General features: G+C 72.1%; 16 protein-coding genes. 6 read left to right on the forward strand and 10 right to left on the reverse strand.

All coding sequences use genetic code 11. From position 1 onward, the window contains the following. Nucleotides 1-43: 43 nt before the first annotated feature. From FHU36_RS07740 to FHU36_RS07780, 9 genes are all read right to left on the reverse strand, one after another. Nucleotides 44-1,465 carry a hypothetical protein gene (locus FHU36_RS07740; protein ID WP_185083075.1) on the reverse strand — a complete coding sequence of 474 codons (1,422 nt, stop codon included), beginning with the start codon at nucleotides 1,463-1,465 and terminating at the stop codon, nucleotides 44-46. Between the two features lie 175 nt (nucleotides 1,466-1,640). Next, the gene (locus FHU36_RS07745) at nucleotides 1,641-2,585 is read right to left on the reverse strand and encodes a Ppx/GppA phosphatase family protein (RefSeq protein ID WP_185083076.1); all 945 of its coding nucleotides are present in this window, start codon (nucleotides 2,583-2,585) and stop codon (nucleotides 1,641-1,643) included. Then, a complete protein-coding gene (locus FHU36_RS07750) occupies nucleotides 2,576-3,079 on the reverse strand; it encodes a DUF501 domain-containing protein (protein WP_312891631.1) in 504 nt (167 codons plus the stop codon). The genes FHU36_RS07745 and FHU36_RS07750 overlap by 10 nt, the downstream gene beginning before the upstream one ends. Nucleotides 3,080-3,173: 94 nt before the next feature. Next, nucleotides 3,174-3,596, reverse strand: a complete 423-nt coding sequence (locus FHU36_RS07755; protein ID WP_185083077.1) for an FtsB family cell division protein — start codon at nucleotides 3,594-3,596, stop codon at nucleotides 3,174-3,176. A gap of 90 nt (nucleotides 3,597-3,686) precedes the next feature. Beyond that, nucleotides 3,687-4,964: a phosphopyruvate hydratase gene (gene eno, locus FHU36_RS07760; protein WP_185083078.1), complete on the reverse strand. Its 1,278-nt coding sequence runs from the start codon at nucleotides 4,962-4,964 to the stop codon at nucleotides 3,687-3,689. 108 nt (nucleotides 4,965-5,072) lie between these two features. Continuing rightward, a complete protein-coding gene (locus FHU36_RS07765) occupies nucleotides 5,073-6,017 on the reverse strand; it encodes a nucleoside triphosphate pyrophosphohydrolase (RefSeq protein ID WP_185083079.1) in 945 nt (314 codons plus the stop codon). Nucleotides 6,018-6,021: 4 nt separating this feature from the next. Next, a complete protein-coding gene (locus FHU36_RS07770; RefSeq protein ID WP_185083080.1) occupies nucleotides 6,022-6,621 on the reverse strand; it encodes a SurA N-terminal domain-containing protein in 600 nt (199 codons plus the stop codon). 28 nt (nucleotides 6,622-6,649) lie between these two features. Beyond that, nucleotides 6,650-10,138 carry a transcription-repair coupling factor gene (gene mfd, locus FHU36_RS07775; RefSeq protein WP_185083081.1) on the reverse strand — a complete coding sequence of 1,163 codons (3,489 nt, stop codon included), beginning with the start codon at nucleotides 10,136-10,138 and terminating at the stop codon, nucleotides 6,650-6,652. 66 nt (nucleotides 10,139-10,204) lie between these two features. Beyond that, a complete protein-coding gene (locus FHU36_RS07780; RefSeq protein ID WP_312891482.1) occupies nucleotides 10,205-10,660 on the reverse strand; it encodes a cupin domain-containing protein in 456 nt (151 codons plus the stop codon). 62 nt (nucleotides 10,661-10,722) lie between these two features. Here FHU36_RS07780 and FHU36_RS07785 point away from each other — a divergent pair, with 62 nt between their 5' ends. The 3 genes from FHU36_RS07785 (at nucleotide 10,723) to FHU36_RS07795 (ending at nucleotide 13,602) form a co-directional block, all read left to right on the forward strand. Beyond that, a complete protein-coding gene (locus FHU36_RS07785; RefSeq protein ID WP_185083082.1) occupies nucleotides 10,723-11,439 on the forward strand; it encodes a class I SAM-dependent methyltransferase in 717 nt (238 codons plus the stop codon). Between the two features lie 70 nt (nucleotides 11,440-11,509). After that, the gene (cysC, locus tag FHU36_RS07790; RefSeq protein ID WP_185083083.1) at nucleotides 11,510-12,724 is read left to right on the forward strand and encodes an adenylyl-sulfate kinase; all 1,215 of its coding nucleotides are present in this window, start codon (nucleotides 11,510-11,512) and stop codon (nucleotides 12,722-12,724) included. Beyond that, nucleotides 12,721-13,602: a sulfite exporter TauE/SafE family protein gene (locus tag FHU36_RS07795; RefSeq protein WP_246501993.1), complete on the forward strand. Its 882-nt coding sequence runs from the start codon at nucleotides 12,721-12,723 to the stop codon at nucleotides 13,600-13,602. The genes cysC and FHU36_RS07795 overlap by 4 nt, the downstream gene beginning before the upstream one ends. On the opposite strand, the gene FHU36_RS07800 is transcribed toward FHU36_RS07795, so the two are convergent. Continuing rightward, nucleotides 13,547-14,626 carry a glycoside hydrolase family 26 protein gene (locus FHU36_RS07800; RefSeq protein WP_246501994.1) on the reverse strand — a complete coding sequence of 360 codons (1,080 nt, stop codon included), beginning with the start codon at nucleotides 14,624-14,626 and terminating at the stop codon, nucleotides 13,547-13,549. The two genes, FHU36_RS07795 and FHU36_RS07800, sit on opposite strands and share 56 nt — an antisense overlap. Before the next feature lie 329 nt (nucleotides 14,627-14,955). Here FHU36_RS07800 and FHU36_RS07805 point away from each other — a divergent pair, with 329 nt between their 5' ends. Genes FHU36_RS07805 through FHU36_RS07815 form a run of 3 tightly spaced genes read left to right on the forward strand, consistent with a single transcriptional unit; the run spans nucleotide 14,956 to nucleotide 18,540 of the window. After that, nucleotides 14,956-16,266, forward strand: a complete 1,311-nt coding sequence (locus tag FHU36_RS07805; protein ID WP_185083085.1) for a Wzz/FepE/Etk N-terminal domain-containing protein — start codon at nucleotides 14,956-14,958, stop codon at nucleotides 16,264-16,266. Next, complete coding sequence (locus FHU36_RS07810) at nucleotides 16,263-17,609, forward strand: hypothetical protein (RefSeq protein ID WP_312891483.1); 1,347 nt, start codon at nucleotides 16,263-16,265, stop codon at nucleotides 17,607-17,609. Before FHU36_RS07805 ends, FHU36_RS07810 begins: the two co-directional genes overlap by 4 nt. Before the next feature lie 16 nt (nucleotides 17,610-17,625). Beyond that, the gene (locus tag FHU36_RS07815) at nucleotides 17,626-18,540 is read left to right on the forward strand and encodes a hypothetical protein (protein ID WP_185083087.1); all 915 of its coding nucleotides are present in this window, start codon (nucleotides 17,626-17,628) and stop codon (nucleotides 18,538-18,540) included. The last annotated feature ends 12 nt before the right edge of the window (nucleotides 18,541-18,552 follow it).

Consider the following 18,552-nt stretch of genomic DNA (forward strand, 5'->3'; position numbering starts at 1 on the left):
CGGATGGCGCCACGAGGACGCCATCCGGCCTAGTTCACACCGATCAGGCGGACTCGTCAGCCTTCGGCGGGCAGGTCGCCGTGAAGGCGGTGCTGCCGGAGGAGGCCGCGTTCGGGCTCACGACGACGAGCTCGACCGAGCCCGTGGTCTCGGAGGCACCGTGGGTGCCGCCGATGCCCCAGGTCACGTTCAGGCTGCCGTTCACCTGACGCTCGAGCGTCTCGTGCTCGCGCTTGCCGTTGATGACCCAGTAGTACTTCACCGTGGCCGGGCCGGTGCTGGTGAGCGTGGCCTGGAAGTCCACACCCGGGCCCCGCTTGTCGGCGCACATCTCGTTACGCTGGCCCGCCACCGAGACGCCGGACACCGAGACCTTGGGCTCGGGCGCCTGGCACGCGGCGTAGGACTGCGTGATCGAGTCGGTGTTGCGCGGGCCGGAAACCGTCAGCGTGATCCTGCCGCCCTTGGTGGCGTAGCCGCGCAACTCCTGCTCGCCGAGCTGGACGTTGCGGGTGCCGCCGTGGCTGAACCAGACGTCATCGGTCTTGACGGTGCGGCCGTTCAGCTTCCACGCGTACTCGACTCGGCCGCGGGCGGTCGAGCTGACGTTCGCGTGCGCGCTGACCGCGCAGGTGTCATGGTTGGTCGCCGTCACCAGACCGGAGACGGACACGCGGGGAGCCGGAGCCTCGTCCTTGCAGATGACCTTGTAGTAGGCCCGGTTGGAGGAGGCGTGGCCCGGACGCAGGACCTCGAGCTGCGCGTAGCCGCGCTGGCTGTGGCGCGGGGAGATCCCGAAGCCCACCCGCTTGCTGCTGTAGACCTTGGTGTAGCCGTAGTCGACGACCCGGCCGTTGAGGATCCAGCGGTACTTGACCCGGGACGGCTCGCTGACCCTGATCACGCCACCGAAGTCGACCTTGTCACCGGGGGTGCAGGACCCGACGTAGGTGCTCGGGCTCGCCCAGGCGCGGGCGGAGACCCTGACACTCTTGGTGAGCTGGTCCTTCTCGATGACCTTGGGGTCGGAGCAGGTGACCGAGAAGTGGCTCTTCTTGGAGGTCACCTTGCGCGGGCTGAGGACCTGCAGGGCCTCCCAGCCCTCGACGTCCTCGCCGAACGTGTTGGCCTGCGACACCCTGACGTACTTGGTGCCCTTGCCGTTGAGCTTGATCGTCTTGACCTTGCTCGCGGACCCGTCACCGTGCAGCCAGCGGTAGGCCAGCGTGGTCTTGCCCGTGAGCTTGATCTTGATCTTGGCCGAGAAGTCGATCTTGGCCGGACATGCGCCCTCGTAGGTGCGGTCCGCGGTCGTCGGCGTGGAGACCGAGACCTTGGGCTTGGCCTTGGAGGTGGCCGTGGTGGCCGCCTGGGCGGGGCTGGCGACCAGCCCGACCATGCCGGCCAGCATCGCCGCGGAGGCGCCGAACGCCGCCGCCCGACGTGCTAACGGTGATGACTTCATGTTGAGAGTGCTCCATTCCGTGAGGGAAAAGATGCGCTCGGGAACGGTCGCCACGCCGACACCATACGTGTCCGGCAATATGGCAAAGCCCCCGTAATGCCCCTTTACCTAAGCACAATACTGATTGCACGCTCAACACGGTGGCGAAAGCGAAATGTCCGAATTTAGCGGCCTTTCAGGCTATAGACCACGCAATTCCATCGAGGATGTCGTGCTCACTGACCACGACCTGCGAGAACGCGAAGCGGCGCATGATGCGGTCGAGTATCAGAGCCCCCGCTCCGATGACGTCGACCCGCCCCGGATGCATCACCGGCAATCGGGCCCGCTCACCATGGGTCATCGCGAGCAGCCGCCGCGTGACCTCGTGGACCTCTTCGGCGGTGATGTGCGCGTGGTGGATCCGGTCGCGGTCGTAGGCCGGCAGGCCGAGCGCGAGGCCGGCGACCGTCGTCACCGAGCCCGCCAGCCCGACCAGCGTGTGCGCCCGCTCCACGGGCACCGCCTCGGTCACCTTGTCGAGCGCGTCGTCGATGTCGGCGACCACGGCCTCCAGCGCCCGGGCCGAGGGCGGGTCGCCCGCGTCGCGCAGGTGCCGCTCGGTCAGCCGGACGCAGCCGATGTCCACCGAGAGGGCGGCCTCGGCGTGGCGCGCGCCGACCACGAACTCGGTGGAGCCGCCGCCGATGTCCACCACGAGATAGGGCCCCATCGGCCCCTCGGGATGCTCCGTCTCCGGCGACAGGTGGAGCAGGCCGCGGGTCGCGCCCGTGAACGACAGCTCGGCCTCCTCAGCACCGCTGACGACCTCCGGCTCGACGCCGAAGATCTCGCGCACCCCGTCGACGAACTCCTGCCGGTTGGCCGCGTCGCGGGTCGCGCTCGTCGCCACCACCCGGGTGCGTTTGGCGCCGTGGTGGTCGATGAGCTCACGGTAGCCGCGCATCGCGGCGAAGGTGCGCTCCAGGGCTTCGGCCGACAGCCGGCCGGTCTTGTCGACGCCCTGCCCCAGCCGGACGATCTCCATCCGCCGCTCGACCTCGGTGAGCGTGTCGTGTGGGATGTCGGCGACGAGCAGGCGTACGGAGTTGGTGCCACAGTCGACGGCGGCTACACGCATGGTCCGTCACTCCACCAGTCGGGGAGGGCATCGAGCGCCTCCCTGCCGAACGGGTTGGTCCCGGGGGCCGCCAGCTCGTGCGCGACGAGCGCGTGCAGGCACTTGACCCGCGACGGCATGCCCCCGGTGCTCTGCATATCCCGTGGAAGCGGCTCCATGCCCGCGTCCTCGGCGGCCTTGTCGCGCCGGGCGACGTAGTCGTCGTGGGCGGCCTGGTAGCTCGCGGCCAGCTCGGGATCGTCCGCCAGCCTGGCCTGCATCTCGCGCATCAGGCCGGAGCCCTCCAGCGTGCCGATGGCGGAGGCCGCCCGGGGACAGGTCAGGTAGTAGAGGGTGGGGAACGGCGAGCCGTCGGGCAGCCGCGGCGCGGTCTCCACCACGTCGGGGTTGCCGCACGGGCAGCGGTGCGCGACCCCGCGCAGTCCTCGGGGCGGGCGGCCGAGCTGCCGCCGCACGGCCTCCACGTCACCCTCCGGCACGTCAGTCTCCGGCACGCCGCTGTCCGGCACGTCACTGGGCGGCGCGTCGCTCTCCGGCACGCCGCTGTCCGGCACGTCACTGGGCGGCGCGCCCTCCGCGGGCTTCGGCTCAGGGCTGTCCAACGGTCTCCTTCTCCCCCGCGCCCGCCTTGCGGCCGGTGCCCGCGTCGGCGGCCTCGACGGACTTCCACAACGTCTGGTACCACGGCGGCGCGGGCGCGGCCTGCTTGACGGCCGTCTGCGACTTGCCGGGCTCGGCCTCCATCACCACGTAGCACTTCTCGCCGGGGCCGCAGTAGTGGAGGCGCTCCTTGGCGGTGCGCTTGATCCAGTTGGGGTCGCGGATCTGCCTGGCCTGCGCCTCCAGCGCCCGGCGGTCGGCCTCGACCCGCGACTTCTCCGCCTGCAGCTCCGCGATGGCGCGGCGCTGTGCGATGTACTCGCGCACCGGGTAGGCCAGACTCATCGCGATCGCGCACACCACGATCGCCAGGATGGCGGCCCTCCCGGTCAGCTGCGGCCTCTTGGCCATGCTCCGCGTCCCCCCTCGTCGTGCGGCCGGCCCACCCGTCCGGCTCCGGTCGCACGGGCCCGCGACCGGTCGCGGGCCCGTACCCGGAAACTACCGCCGAAAGCGCGGGAAGGCCGCGCGACCGGCGTAACGGGCCGCGTCGTCGAGGATCTCCTCGATGCGCAGCAGCTGGTTGTACTTGGCGACCCGGTCGGAACGGGCCGGTGCGCCGGTCTTGATCTGGCCGCAGTTGACCGCGACGGCCAGGTCGGCGATGGTCGTGTCCTCGGTCTCGCCGGAGCGGTGGCTCATCATGCAGCGGTAGCCGTTGCGGTGGGCCAGGTCCACGGCGTCGAGCGTCTCGGTCAGGGTGCCGATCTGGTTGACCTTGACCAGCAGGGCGTTGGCGGTGCCGCTCGCGATGCCGCGCGCCAGCCGCTCGGGGTTGGTCACGAACAGGTCGTCGCCGACGAGCTGCACCTTGTCGCCCAGCGCCTCGGTGATGGCCTTCCAGCCCTCCCAGTCCTCCTCGTCGAGCGGGTCCTCGATGGAGACCAGCGGGTAGTTGTCGACGAGGTCGGCGTAGAAGGCGATGAGCTCCTGGGCCGACAGGCCCTTGCCGTCGATCGTGTAGACGCCGTCCCGGTGGAACTCGGTGGCGGCCACGTCGAGGGCGAGCGCGATGTCCTCGCCGGGCGTGTAGCCGGCCCGCTCGATGGCGACCAGGATGAGGTCGAGCGCGTCGCGGTTGGACGGCAGGTTGGGCGCGAAGCCGCCCTCGTCGCCGAGGCCGGTGGCGTAGCCCTTCTCCTTCAGCACCTTCTTCAGCGCGTGGTAGACCTCGGTGCCCATGCGCACGGCCTCGCGGAACGTCTCCGCCCCGATCGGCGCGATCATGAACTCCTGGATGTCGACGTTGGTGTCGGCGTGCGCGCCGCCGTTGAGGATGTTCATCATCGGCACGGGCAGCACGTGGGCGTTGGGGCCGCCGAGGTAGCGGAAGAGCGGCAGCTCGGCGCTGTCGGCGGCGGCCTTGGCGACGGCCAGCGAGACGCCGAGGATCGCGTTGGCGCCCAGCTTGGACTTGTTGGGCGTCGCGTCCAGGTCGATCATGATCTGGTCGACGATGCGCTGGTCCTCCGCCTCGACCCCGTGGATCTCGTCGAAGATCTCGTCGGTGACGGCCAGGACGGCCTTCTCCACGCCCTTGCCGCCGTAACGCTCGTCGCCGTCACGCAGCTCCACGGCCTCGAACTGCCCGGTCGAGGCGCCGCTGGGCACCGCCGCGCGGCCGCTGCTGGCGTCGTCGAGCACCACCTCGACCTCGACCGTGGGGTTGCCCCGGGAGTCGAGGATCTCACGAGCGTAAACGACCTCGATGGTAGCCACGGGATGCGCTCCTAAATCCGAAAAGGCAATATGCCTTCAGAGCCTATCGGTACCGCCGCCGGTGACCGCAGGGTCCACACGCGGGCGCCGCCACCAGCCGCTCGCCGGCTACGCCTCGTGGATCTCCCAGGCGTGCACGCGCTCCCGGTAGGAGCGGGCGGCGGCGCGCAGCTCGGCCTCGGGGTCGATGCCGGCCCGCTGGGCCCGGCTCACCAGGTCGAACAGCTCGCGCCCGACCCCCTGGCCGACCGCCGACGCGAGGCTCTCCGGCGCGCCCGCCCGCTCGGCGCGCCGGAGGAGCTGGGCCGCCAGCGACAGGGCCGGCTGGCCCAGCGGCACGCCGTCCAGCGCGGAGGGCCGTTCGCCCTTGGCGGCCCGCTCGGCGGCCTTGATGGCCTCCCAGTTGTCGTTGACCTCGGCGGCGCTGTCCACCCGCACCGAGCCGAACACGTGGGGGTGGCGCCGGACGAGCTTGTCCACGATGCCGGCGGCCACGTCGTCCATGTCGAAGCCCTCGGCCACCTTGGCGTGGAAGACCACCTGCAGCAGCAGGTCGCCGAGCTCCTCGCGCAGCGCCGGGTAGTCGCCCTGCTCGATGGTCTCCAGCACCTCGTAGGCCTCTTCGAGCAGGTACGGGACGAGCGTCTCGTGGGTCTGCCCGCGGTCCCAGGGACACTCGGCGCGCAACCGGTCCATGACGGCGACCAGGTCGAGCACGCGGGCGCCCGGCAGGTCGTACGAGCCGGGCACGACCTCGATCACCGGCGGCTCGTCCAGGGCGATCGCGGCGTGCCCGACCGCGCGCATGAACTCCTCGTCCGACCCGCCGCCGTCGGCCAGCCACACCACCGTGCCCCCGGCCGCCTCGCGGACCAGCCGCCCGGCGTCGGGAGCCACGACCGTCACCTCGACCCCGGCCTCGGCCAGGTAGGGCAGCTGGGGATGGTCTTCGGAGCCGGTCAGCACCGGGCCCGACCCGAACGCCCGCCACGCCTGGTGGCTGAGCAGGCCGGGGGCGACCCGCGGCGAGGTGGTGACGACGATCAGCGGCACGGGCTCAGCCCTGGGCCGGCTGCTGGGCCTGCTGGGCCTGCTTGCCGAACCGGCCCGTGTCGACGAAGCCCTGCTCGTTGGTGAACTGGCCGTAGCGGGGGCTGTAGACCATCTTGATCGAGCCGAACTCCTGCTGCAGCTTGGCCTGCGCGTTCTGGTCCTCAGGGCCGCCGAGCTGCCGCTGCAGCTTGACCACGCCCAGCTCGGCCCGCAGGTAGTCGCGCGCGTCGGCCGGCGAGACGCCCTTGGCCAGCAGGTTGATCTCGGGCGACTGGTACTGGCCGGGGTCCTTGAGCCCGGCGTCGACCTCGGCCTCGCTCACCTTGATGTTGTGCTTGGCGGCGAGCTGCGCGAACGCGCTCTGGTTGGCCATCCGCGTCAGCACGAACTGGGTGACGGGCGCGGGAAGCTGGTCGGGCTGGATGCCGGCCCGCTTCAGCGCCGCTTCGTACTCCTGGACGTTGCTGTTCAGGTCACTGGCCGAGATGCGCTCGCTGCCCACGACGGCCGCCGCGCCGGCCTCCATGGGGGAGGAGCAGGCGGTCAGCGCGACGAGGCTCACGCCCACGGCGGCAGCGGCCGCAGCCGCTCGAATCGACTTCACGTGCGTCCCTTTCCGACAAAAACCCCGGTTAGCTTACCCGTGCGGGCTCGAGGAACATCGCCTCGACCAGGTCGCCGCACCATTTGAGCAGATCGAGGTCGCGCAGCGGCTGGCCGCCCAGCGGCTTGGTCTTGGGCACGGGCACCAGCAGCGTCTCCGCGGCCTGCTTGTAGACGGCCTTCTTGTACAGCCGGTCGAGCCTGACCTGCTGCGACTCCCTGAGCCTGACCGGGCCGAACTTGATGTTCTGGCCCTGCAGGGTGACGTCGGTGAGCCCGGCCTGGCGCGCCCTGATGCGGAAGCGGGCCACCTCCAGCAGGTTGTCCACCTCGACCGGCGGCTTGCCGTAACGGTCGGTGAGCTCGTCGCGCACCTCGCCGAGATGGGTCTCGGTGACGATGGCGGCCATCCGCTTGTACGCCTCCAGCCGCAGCCGCTCGGAGGTGACGTAGTCGTGCGGGATGTGCGCGTTGATGGGCAGCTCGACCTTGACGTCGTGCTGCTCCTCCTGCGTCTCGACGCCGGACAGCTTGTCCTTCTGCTCCTTGACCGCCTCGGCCATCAGCCGCACGTACAGGTCGAAGCCGACGCCCGCGATGAAGCCCGACTGCTCGGCGCCCAGCACGTTGCCCGCGCCGCGGATCTCCAGGTCCTTCATCGCGACGTACATGCCGGCTCCCATCTCCGTGTGCTGGGAGATGGTCGCCAGCCGCTCGTGGGCCGTCTCGGTCAGCGGCTTCTCCGGCGGGTAGAGGAAGTAGGCGTAGCCCCGCTCCCGGCCCCGGCCGACCCGGCCGCGGATCTGGTGGAGCTGGGACAGGCCGTAGTTGTCGGCCCGGTCCACGATCAGCGTGTTGGCGTTGGGCACGTCGAGGCCCGACTCCACGATCGTGGTGGACACCAGCAGGTCGTACTCGCGCTCCCAGAAGCCCACCATGATCTTTTCGAGCTGGGTCTCGTTCATCTGCCCGTGCGCGACCGCGACGCGGGCCTCGGGGACCAGCTCGCGCAGGCGGGCGGCCACCCGGTTGATCGAGGCCACCCGGTTGTGCACGAAGAAGATCTGGCCGTCGCGCATCAGCTCGCGCCTGATGGCGGCGGCGATCTGCTTCTCGTCGTACGGACCGACGAACGTCAGGATCGGGTGGCGCTCCTCCGGCGGGGTGAGGATGGTGGACATCTCGCGGATGCCGGTCAGGCCCATCTCCAGCGTGCGCGGGATCGGCGTGGCCGACATGGCCAGCACGTCGACCTGGGTGCGGAGGTGCTTCATGGCCTCCTTGTGCTCGACGCCGAACCGCTGCTCCTCGTCGATGATGATCAGGCCCAGGTCCTTGAACCGCACCTCGGGGCTGAGCAGCCGGTGGGTGCCGATGACCACGTCCACGGCGCCGGTGCGCAGCCCGTCGAGGGTGCCCTTGATCTCGGCGTCGGTCTGGAAGCGGGAGACCGGCTTCACCGCGATCGGGAAGCTGGAGAAGCGCTCGGTGAACGTCGACATGTGCTGCTGCACCAGCAGCGTGGTGGGCACCAGCACGGCGACCTGCTTGCCGTCCTGCACGGCCTTGAAGGCGGCGCGCACGGCGATCTCGGTCTTGCCGTAGCCGACGTCGCCGCAGATCAGCCGGTCCATCGGGACGGGCCGCTCCATGTCGCGCTTGACCTCGTCGATGGCCTCGAGCTGGTCGCCGGTCTCGGCGTAGGGGAAGGCGTCCTCCATCTCGCGCTGCCACGGCGAGTCGGGCGAGAACGGGTGACCGGGCGAGGCCATGCGGGCGGAGTAGAGGCGGATGAGCTCCCCGGCGATCTCCTTGACCGCCTTCTTGGCCCGCGACTTGGCCTTGGCCCAGTCGGCGCCGCCCATCCGGTTGAGCGTCGGGGCCTCGCCGCCGACGTAGCGGGTGACCTCGTCGAGCTGGTCGGTCGGCACGTACAGGCGGTCGCCCTTGGCGTACTCGATGACGAGGTACTCGCGGGTGGCGCCCTGGACCGTGCGCTGGACCATCTCGACGTAGCGGCCGACGCCGTGCTGCTCGTGCACGACGTTGTCGCCGACCTTGAGCTGCAGCGGGTCGACCATGTTGCGGCGGCGCGAGGGCAGGCGGCGCATGTCCTTGGTGGACGCCTTCTGGCCGACCAGGTCGAGGTGGGTGAGCACGGCCAGGCCGGGCGTGACGAAGCCGTGCTCCAGCAGGCCGGTGGCGACGTGCACGACCTTGGGCTCGGGCGCCGTGTCGAGGTGGCTCTCCAGCCGGGCCGGGACGTCGACGCCCTTGAGCACCTCGACCATGCGCTCGGCGGGGCCGTGGCCCTCGCTCAGCAGCACGACCGCCTTGTCCTCGGCGAGCCAGCCCTTGACGTCGGCGAGCGCCCGCGCGGTGTCGCCCCGGTAGGCCTCCGAGTCCTGCGCGTCGAGCTCGATCCCGGTGCCGAACGGCGCCATCGACCACCACGGCAGCCCGAGGGCGCCGGCGTGGTCGCGGATCTCGTCGAGCGTGCGGAAGGCCGCCGCGCCGAGGTCGATGGGCGCCTCTCCGCCGGCCGCCGCGTTGATCCAGGACGCCTCCAGGAACTCCTGGGACGTGCGGACCAGCTCCTCGGCCCGGCCCCTGATCCGCTCGGGGTCGCAGACGAACACCGCCGACCTGATGGGCAGGTGGTCGACCAGCAGGTCCATCTCACCGGCCAGCACCGGCGCGAACGCCTCCATGCCCTCCACCGGCGTGCCCTCGGCGAGCTGGTCGAGCACCTCGGCCAGGGCCGGATGCAGCTCGGCCAGCTCCCGCGCCCGGGCCCGCACCTCGCCGCTCAGCAGCAGCTCGCGGCAGGGCGGCGCGAACAGGCCGCCGTCGGCCGCCTCCAGCGAGCGCTGGTCGGCCACCTTGAACCAGCGGATCTCCTCGACCGTGTCGCCCCAGAACTCCAGCCGCAGCGGGTGCTCCTCGGTCGGCGGGAAGACGTCGAGCAGCCCGCCGCGCACCGCGACCTCGCCGCGCTTCTCCACCATGTCGACCCGGTGGTAGCCGTTGTCGACCAGGCGCTTCACGACCTCTTCGAGGTCGGCGTCATCGCCGGCGCGCAGCCGGATCGGCTCCAGGTCGCCGAGGCCCCGCACGATCGGCTGGAGCAGGGCGCGCACCGGCGCGACGACCACGCCGAGCGGGCCGGCGGCCGGGTCGCCCTTGACGGGGTGCGCCAGCCGCCGCAGCACGGCCAGCCGCTGGCCGACGGTGTCGCTGCGCGGCGAGAGCCGCTCGTGCGGCAGCGTTTCCCAGGCGGGGAAGACCGCCACCGAGGACGGCTCGACCAGGCTGGTGAGCGCGGCGGCCAGGTCCTCGGCCTCGCGGCCGGTGGCGGTGACGGCCAGCACCGTGCACTGGTCGTGCCCGGCGAGCGCGGCGACGCCGAACGGCCGCAGCGCGGCGGGCGCCACCAGCGAGACGTCGCCGCCCTCTTCGAGAGCGGCGGTCAGCTTCGGGTCGGCGGCAACAAGGTCCAGCAGTCCGGAAAGACTCATCAGATACGCCCACAGCCCCACGACGGCAACACGACTACCCCCGGCCGAGGTCAGGTCGCGGGGGTCTCAGCCATCAAGGGTACTTCCCGGCCGCGCCTCCCGGAGCCCCCGGGCGACCTCGCGGCCGGGCACGGAGTTGCCGGGCACGGAGTAGCCAGGCACGGAGCCAGGCACGGAGTAGCCGGGCACGGACGGCCAGCGGACGGTGAGCACCACCGAGTCCTCCTCGGCGACCCAGGAGTGGTCGACCCCGCGCCCCCACACCACGTAGTCGCCACGCCGCTCCAGCAGCACGCTGCGGCCGGGCAGCTCGACCCGGAACCGGCCGCTGATCAGCACGAGCAGCGCCGTTCGCCGCTCGCCCCTGACCCAGGCGGCCCGCACGTCGCCGGCCGCGTGCACACCCCACTTGATCTCGACGTCCGTGCTGTGACGGGGGTCGCCGGCGGATTTGAAGTGCCCGAGCAGCCAGCCGTCGTCACCGGCCCCATCGATTTCGGCGTTTCCCACGTAGACGGTCACGGCCGAGGACGCTAGCAGGGAAATCACGTACGTATCGCCATGGGACGATTACTCTAAGTGACATGTCTGAAGTGCGGTCGGTCGCCCACCGAGGCGACCTGTTCGATCAGCGGGTCCGCGAGCAGTGGGCCGGGCAGCTCGGCCGGCGGCTCGACGTGCTGGTGGCCGGGTGCGCGCACGACGAGCCACTGGCCCTCGACCGGATCGACACCAGGATGACGGGCGTCGACGAGGACCTGCCGGCGATCAGGCGCGTGGTGGAGGAGCGGGCCGATCTGGAGCGCTGCATCCTCGGCGACCTGCGGTCGGCGCCGGTGCCGCCCCGGTCCGTCGACGTGGTCCAGGTGTCGTTCCTGCTGGAGCGGATCCACCACGCGGAGCTGGTCCTCGACCGGCTGCTGCAGGCGCTGCGCCCGGGCGGGCTGATGCTGCTGCGCATGCGCGACCGGGGATCGGCGTACGGCCTGTGCGAGCGGCTGACGCCGTCATGGCTGCGCCGGCTGCTGTGGCGGCACCTGGTGCCCGAGGGCAGGCCGGGCCCGCTGCCCGCCGTGTACGAGCCGCTCACCTCCTACGACGGCATCCACGCCTTCTGCCTCAGCCGCGGCCTGATGATCACCGACGACCGGACGGCCACCAGCGGGCCGGCGCTCGGCCGGGTGGGCCAGGCGGCCGTCCGGATGGCCGACAGGCTGACCAGGGGGCGCTACCCTTCGACACACGACGAGATCACCATGGTCATCAGGAAGCCGCAGAACCACTTCGCCCGGCTCATCTAGCGACCTGTGCGCACCAGCCGCTAGACTTCTTCCCTACCAATTCAATCGGAATAGTTGGGATGGCGGAAACGTGGAGTGGACCCCCGGCGCACGGGAGCTGGCCGACCTCGAGCTGCTGCTGTCCGGAGCCTTCCACCCGCTGACGGGCTTCCTCGGCCACGACGACCTGCACGCCGTCCACGAGCGCGGCACGCTCGCCGACGGCACGCCCTGGCCGGCACCGGCGACGCTGCGCCTGCCCGACGAGGCCGCCCCCGGTGACGAGGTCACGCTGCTCGACCCCGAGGGCGTGCCGCTGGCCGTGCTGACCGTGACCGAGCGCGGCCACGACGGGCTGGCCGCCGGCCCGGTCAGGCCGCTCGGCGCGCCGGAGCACGGCCCGTTCGCCCGGCTGCACCGCACTCCCGCGCAGGTGCGCGAGGAGCTCGGCGGGCGCGCGGCGCTGGCGGTCACGATGCGGGGCCCGCTCGACGACCTCACCGAGATCACCGCCACGGCCAAGGAGCTCGACGCGGTGGTCCTGCTGCTCCCCCTCTCCTACGGCGAGCCGGGTCCGGCGGTGGTGCGGGCCGCGCTGCGGGCCAAGGAACGGCTGCCGGCGGACACCCTGGTCGTGCCCGTCCCCCTCGCCCCGCGCGAGGAGCCCGAGATCGACCTGGAGCTGCGCGAGCACGTCGCCACCGCCTACGGCGCGGCCGAGCACCTGGCCGGGCCCGAGCCGGTCAGCATCCCCGGCCCGCCCCACCGCAGGGGGCTCGTGGTGTTCTTCACCGGTCTGTCCGGATCGGGCAAGTCGACGATCGCCCGCGGCCTGCGCGACGCGCTGCTGGAGCTCGGCACCCGCACCGTCACCCACCTCGACGGCGACGTGGTGCGCGCGCTGCTGTCGAAGGGCCTGACGTTCTCCAAGGCCGATCGCGACCTCAACATCCGGCGCATCGGCTTCGTCGCCGCCGAGGCCGCCCGCCACGGCGGCCTGGCCATCTGCGCCCCCATCGCCCCCTACGCGGCCACGCGCGACGAGGTGCGCGAGATGGTCGAGTCGGTCGGGGCCGACTTCCTCCTGGTGCACGTCGCCACACCGCTGGAGGAGTGCGAGCGCCGTGACCGCAAGGGCCTGTACGCCAAGGCCCGCGCCGGGCTCATCCCCGAGTTCACCGGCGTCTCCGACCCCTACGAGGAGCCGGACGACGCCGACCTCGTCATCGACACCACGCACCTTTCGATCGAGGCGGCCGTCACCCGGGTTCTGGGCGCGCTGCGGAGCGGAGGATGGGTTCGTTGATCGATCTTCCCCTGATCCTCGGGTCCTTCCTCGTCGCCGTCGTCGTCGGCCTGACCGGCATGGGCGGTGGCGCGCTGATGACGCCGATGATGATGCTGTTCTTCAACGTCCCGCCACTCGCCGCGGTCTCCAGCGACCTGGTGGCCTCGGCCGTGATGAAGCCGGTCGGCAGCGTCGTCCACCTGCGCCGGGGCACGGTCAACCTGCGACTGGTGGCCTGGCTGTGCGCGGGGTCGGTGCCGGCGGCGTTCTGCGGGGTGTTCGTGGCCCGCGCTTTCGCGGTGGGCGACGGCGTGAAGTACGCACTCGGCGTGGCGCTGCTGCTGGCCGTGGCCGGCCTGGTCGCCAAGACCCTGATCGGCGGCAGGGGCGGCACGGCGGAGGCGAGCGACGTCGTCGTGCGCCCCATCCCTACCCTACTGGTCGGTACGGTAGGCGGCCTGATCGTCGGCGTCTCCTCGGTCGGGTCCGGTTCACTCATCATCGTGGCGCTCATCGCGCTCTATCCCATGCTCAAGGCCAACCAGCTCGTCGGCACCGACCTCGTGCAGGCCGTGCCCCTGGTGACCTCGGCGGCGCTGGGCCACCTGCTCTTCGGCGACTTCCAGCTCGACCTCACGCTGTCGCTGCTGCTCGGCGCGATCCCGGGCGTCTACCTCGGCGCCCGTGTCTCCTCCCGGGCCCCGGGCGGCCTCATCCGGGCGCTGCTCGCGATCGTGCTGCTCGCCTCGGCGCTCAAGCTGCTCGACGTGGACAACATGGTCACGCTGTGGATCCTGCTGGCCGCCGCGGCCGTCACCGTCGCCGGCTGGCGATGGCGGGTCAGGGCCGCGGCACGCGCGTCGAGCGAAACAGCGGATCTCGCGCGAGCTCGCTGAACGCCCGCTGGGCCTCCGGCTCGGTGTCGAACCTGGTGTCGCCGCGCGGCGCGTGTGGCGAGTCGAAGTAGACCAGCGCCTTGATCTGCGGGTAAGCGCTCATCCGGGCACGTACGGACGCGAAGAAGCGCCGCTTGAACGACCGGTCGCCGGACCGTTCGAACACCCCCCACTCCGCCACCATGACCGGCTTGCCGGGAAAGTGGAGCTGCGTCCACCGGTAGAAACCCGGCCAGCGGGCGTACTCGGCGCGGGTCTTGTTGACCAGGCCGTCGAAGTCGCGGACCCGGCCGTCGGCGTAGGGGTCCATCGCCACCCAGTCGACCACGTCGTCGCCCGGGTACAGCTCGCCGAACCACGGCTTGGCCGCCCAGTTGGGCGCCCCCATGTACGTCATGACCGTGACGGCGTTGCGCACCCCCTTCTCGCGCAGCCGGAGCACCACGTGGCGGTACATCGCGGCGTAGTCGGCCGCCTGCATGCCGGAGCCCGGCCCGGGATCCACGTCGTTCTCCGGCTCGTGGTGGATGGTCAGGAAGAACCGCTCGGGGAACGCACGGCGCACATGCGCGGCCAGGCGGTCGATCCGGCGGTCCACGGCGCCGTCGGAGATCTCCGCCCAGGTGTGCTCCATCGACGGCTTCCAGTTGACGAGCAGCAGCCTCGGCCCGTCCTTGTCGCGGGCCAGCCCGATCTCCCGCTCCGTGGGGAACAGCTCCTTGCCCCGGTGGTAGACGTGCACGATGTCGGCCCGCGACCCCATCCTGGCCTCCGCGCCGCGCAGCGCCCGGTCCACCGGCGCGCCGGTGAAGATCTCCGGAGCCAGCCCCCACCAGGCCCCGCAGGACGGGATGAGCTTGTCGGTGACCGTGCAGGCCGGCGCGCCACGCGGCGCCGCCTGCACGGGACGGGCCTCGGGCGGCCCCTGGGTCGCGGCCGTCGCCGGCGGCGGGCCCGCCCGTTCGGCGGCGGGCGGACGCGGGCGGCCCGCGTCGGAGCACGCGGCGAGTGCCGCGAGCGTCAACGCGGCCAGGACCGCGATTCTCTTTCGTGAAATGTCCGGTAGCAGCAAACCGTCCTGCCTCCTTTTTCGGTGACCCCCGTTTGTCAAACCTGAACCATGCCATGCCGCTCCCCCGCCGCGGGGGCGTTCTCGCTGGTAGGCGCTCTGACCAAGCCCCCCAACATGTCCCGAAATATCGCTATACAGCGGGGCGGAATCGCAGGCCGTGCGGCAGAAAATCTTCTGTATTCGGCCATCGCGATATCGGCCCCGCCTATAGTGAGCGAACATCTCGGCCGTGACGCTGTGTCGCCATGTCGCGACGCCACGCACACACTCCAGGGAGCGACATGAGCCTGCCGCCGGACTCTCCTCCCCGCCGGTCCGGCACGGATCTCGGGGAGCACCTGTCACTGCTGCGTCGGCGCCGGCTCCTCTTCGCCGGGTTCCTCCTGGCCGGCGGCGCGGCCGGGCTGGGGCTGCAGTGGCTGCTGCCACCCGCCTACACCGCGACCACGCAGGTGCTGGTGGCACCGGTCGGCGCGCAGGAGCAGAGCAACCAGGTCACCGCCCGCCAGCGCGAACCGCTCAACCTCGACACCGAGGCCCAGGTGGCGCAGTCGGCCGTCGTCGCGGCGCGGGCCGCCAAGCTGCTCAACGCCACCGAACTGGAGCCCGTCGAGGTGACCGTGCCGCCCAACTCGGCCGTGCTGACGATCTCCGTCACCGCGGCGACGGCCACCGGGGCGGCCGCCCAGTCGCGCGCGTACGCCGAGGCCTACCTCGCCAACCGGACCGCCGGCGCGCAGGCGGCCCTGGCGCTCCAGCAGCGGGTCATGCTCGCCAAGCTCCGGCAGGTCAACACCGGCCTCGACACCGTCACCGAGGAGCTCTCGGCGCTGGCGCGCGGCAGCGCCGAGCACACCCGCGCCCTGCACCGCCAGAGCGTGCTCATCCGGCAGGCCGCCAGCCTCACGCTGAAGTACGACGCGCTGAAGACCACGACGGTGACACCGGGCTCGGTCATCAGCGAGGCCGTCCCGCCGGAGGAGCCCAGCTCCCCCAGCCTGCCGCTCCACCTGGGCACGGGTCTCATGCTCGGGCTGCTCGCCGGGGCGGCCGCGGCCCAGGTGCGCGACCGGCTCGACACCCTGCTGCGCACGCCGGCCGACGTGGAACGCCTCACCGGCCTGCCCGTCGTCGCCGCGCTGCCCGGCGACGGTGACGCGCGGACGCTGCACGACCTGGCGTCCGCCGTGATCGCCGCCTGCCCGGGCAGGCGGCTGCTGGTCACGGGCGTGCCCGCCGGCCACGGCGTCTCCCGGGTGGCGGGCGCGCTGGCGGCGCGGACCCCGCTGTCCGTCCTCGACGGCTCCGACGTGGGCGACCTGACCAGGGCCGACGCCGCCGTGCTGACGGCCGGGCTCGGCGTGGCCACCGCCGAGCAGGTCGCGGAGGCCGCCCGCCGCCTGCGCAGGCACCACGTCCCCGTCATCGGCGTGGTGACCACGGCGGGCGAGCCCCCGGCGGCCCCCGACCCGGCGCCGGGCCGCCCGCACCCCTCGCTGGGCAAGCTCGTCGCGGGCCCCGAGCGGGGCACCGACCCCGGCATGGCGTCGCTGGCCGGGCGATCCCGCCGGTCACCGGGCACCCGGTCGTGACAGGAGCCGCCTGGCCGAGCGCCGGGCCGGCCGTCGTGACGGGGACCACCCGGCCGCAGCCGCGACACTCCGTCGTGACCGGGCCCGCGTGGCCGATCGCCGCGCTGCTCGTCGGCTACCCCGTGTGGTGGGCGCTCGGCTTCGGCGGGCTGTCGGTGATCCTGCTGGCCGTCCCGATGGCGGTCATCCTGTGGCGGCGCAGGCCGATCCGGGTGCCGCGCGGGTTCGGGCTGTGGCTGCTGCTGCTCGCCGGTTACGCGCTGAGCGCCCTCATGCTGTCGGAGATGCCGCCCGACACCTACGGCGACTTCGGGGCCGGCCGGCTCATCGGGTACGGCATGCGGCTGGCGCTGTACGTGTCGGTGCTCGTCGTGGTGCTCTACCTGGGCAACCTGACCGAACGGGAGCTGCCGCAGCTCCGGCTGGTCCGGATGCTCGGCGCGCTGTTCGTGACGACCGTGGCGGGCGGGCTGCTGGGCGTGCTGGCGCCGGACTTCTCGTTCACCTCGCCGGTGGAGAGGCTGCTGCCCGACTGGATCGGCGGCAACCCGTTCGTCCAGAACCTCATCCACCCCACCGCCGCGCAGACGCAGAAGGTGCTGGGCTACGCCTCGCCGCGCCCCGAGGCGCCGTTCGAGTGGGCGAACGCCTGGGGCAGCAACATGTCGGTGCTGCTGATCTGGTTCGTGGTCGGCTGGTGGGTGTACGGCGGGCGGCTGCGCAGGGCCCTGGCGGTGGTGCTGCTCGGCCTGGCCGCCGTCCCGATCGTCTACTCGCTGAACCGGGGCCTGTGGATCGGCCTCGGCCTCGCCGCCCTCTACCTCGTCGTCCGGGTCGGCGGCCGGACGCGGACGGCGGTGTGCGCGGCGGCGGCGACCGGCGCGCTGGTCTTCGCGCTGAGCCCGCTGTCGGCACTGGTGGCGCAGCGGCTGGACAACCCCCACTCCAACGACATCCGGGCCTTCACCGTGTCCGCGACGATCCGGGCGGCGACCCACTCGCCGGTCATCGGGTTCGGCAACACCCGCAACGCCATGGGCAACCACCGCACGATCACCACCGGCAAGACCCCCTGGTGCACGGGCTGCGGTCACCCGCCGCTGGGCAGCGACGGGCAGCTCTGGCTGCTGATCATCACGCAGGGGTTCACGGGGGCCGTGCTGTACGTGGCGTTCTTCGCCGGCGCGATCCGCCGCCACTGGGCCGACCGCAGCCCGATCGGCCTGGCCGGCGTGCTGGTGATGGGCCTCGTGCTGCTCTACATGTTCGTCTACGACGGCCTGGTCACGCCGCTCATCCTCTACCTCGTCTCCTTCGCCCTGCTGTGGAGGAACTCCCCGTGAACCGGAGGCGCTCCAGGTGAACGACGCGACGCGGCGGCTGCGCTATCTCGACCAGACCCTGCGGCTGCTCTATCCCGGCTCCGGCCCGGGCCTGCCCTACAGCGTCCTGCCGCACCCGCTGCTGCCGCGCCGGCTGGCGCCGCGCCGGTGGTGGCACGCGGGCCCCCGGGTGACGCTGCCGGTCGACGGCTCCATCGCGGCCCACCTCGGCGAGGTGTTCGGGGTCGCGGTGCGGACCGTCGTGCACGTACGTCCCGCGCGGCGGGCCAACCGCAAGCCGGTCCTGGAGGCGTACTCGGGGGGCGGGCTCCTGGCGTACGTGAAGATCGGCGACACCGAGCGGACCCGCGAGCTGGTCGCCAATGAGGCGCGGGCGCTGGAGGGGCTGGCGGGGCAGCCGCTGAAGACCGTCGTCGCACCCACCGTCCTGCACCACGGACAGTGGCGCGACCTGGCCGTGCTGGCGGTCTCACCACTGCCCCGGCCCCGCCTGCTCGCCGGGCGGCGGCGGGTGCCGGCCGGGCTGCTCGTCGAGGCCGTACGGGAGATCGCGGCCACCGGGGGAGCGGAGGGCGCCGCCTGGCACGGCGACCTGTCCCCGTGGAACATCGCACCCGGCGCCGACGGGCGGCTGCTGGTGTGGGACTGGGAACGCTACGCGGCCGGCGTGCCGTACGGGTTCGACGCGGTGCACCACTTCTTCCAGCGGGCGCTGCGCCGCATGGACCCGCCGACCGCCGCGCGGGCCTGCCTGGCACAGGCCGTACGGCTGCTCGCGCCGCTCGGCGTGTCGGCCGCGCAGGCGCGCCGCACCGCGCTGCTCTACCTGATCGCGCTGGCCGACCGGCACGCCGCCGACGGGCACAGCCCGCTCGGCCCGCCGGCCACCTGGCTCAACCCGATCATCGACCATCAGGAGCTGATCACGTGAACGTCGCCAAGC

The organism is Nonomuraea muscovyensis (genome assembly GCF_014207745.1).
GTDB classification, from domain to species: Bacteria; Actinomycetota; Actinomycetes; order Streptosporangiales; family Streptosporangiaceae; genus Nonomuraea; species Nonomuraea muscovyensis.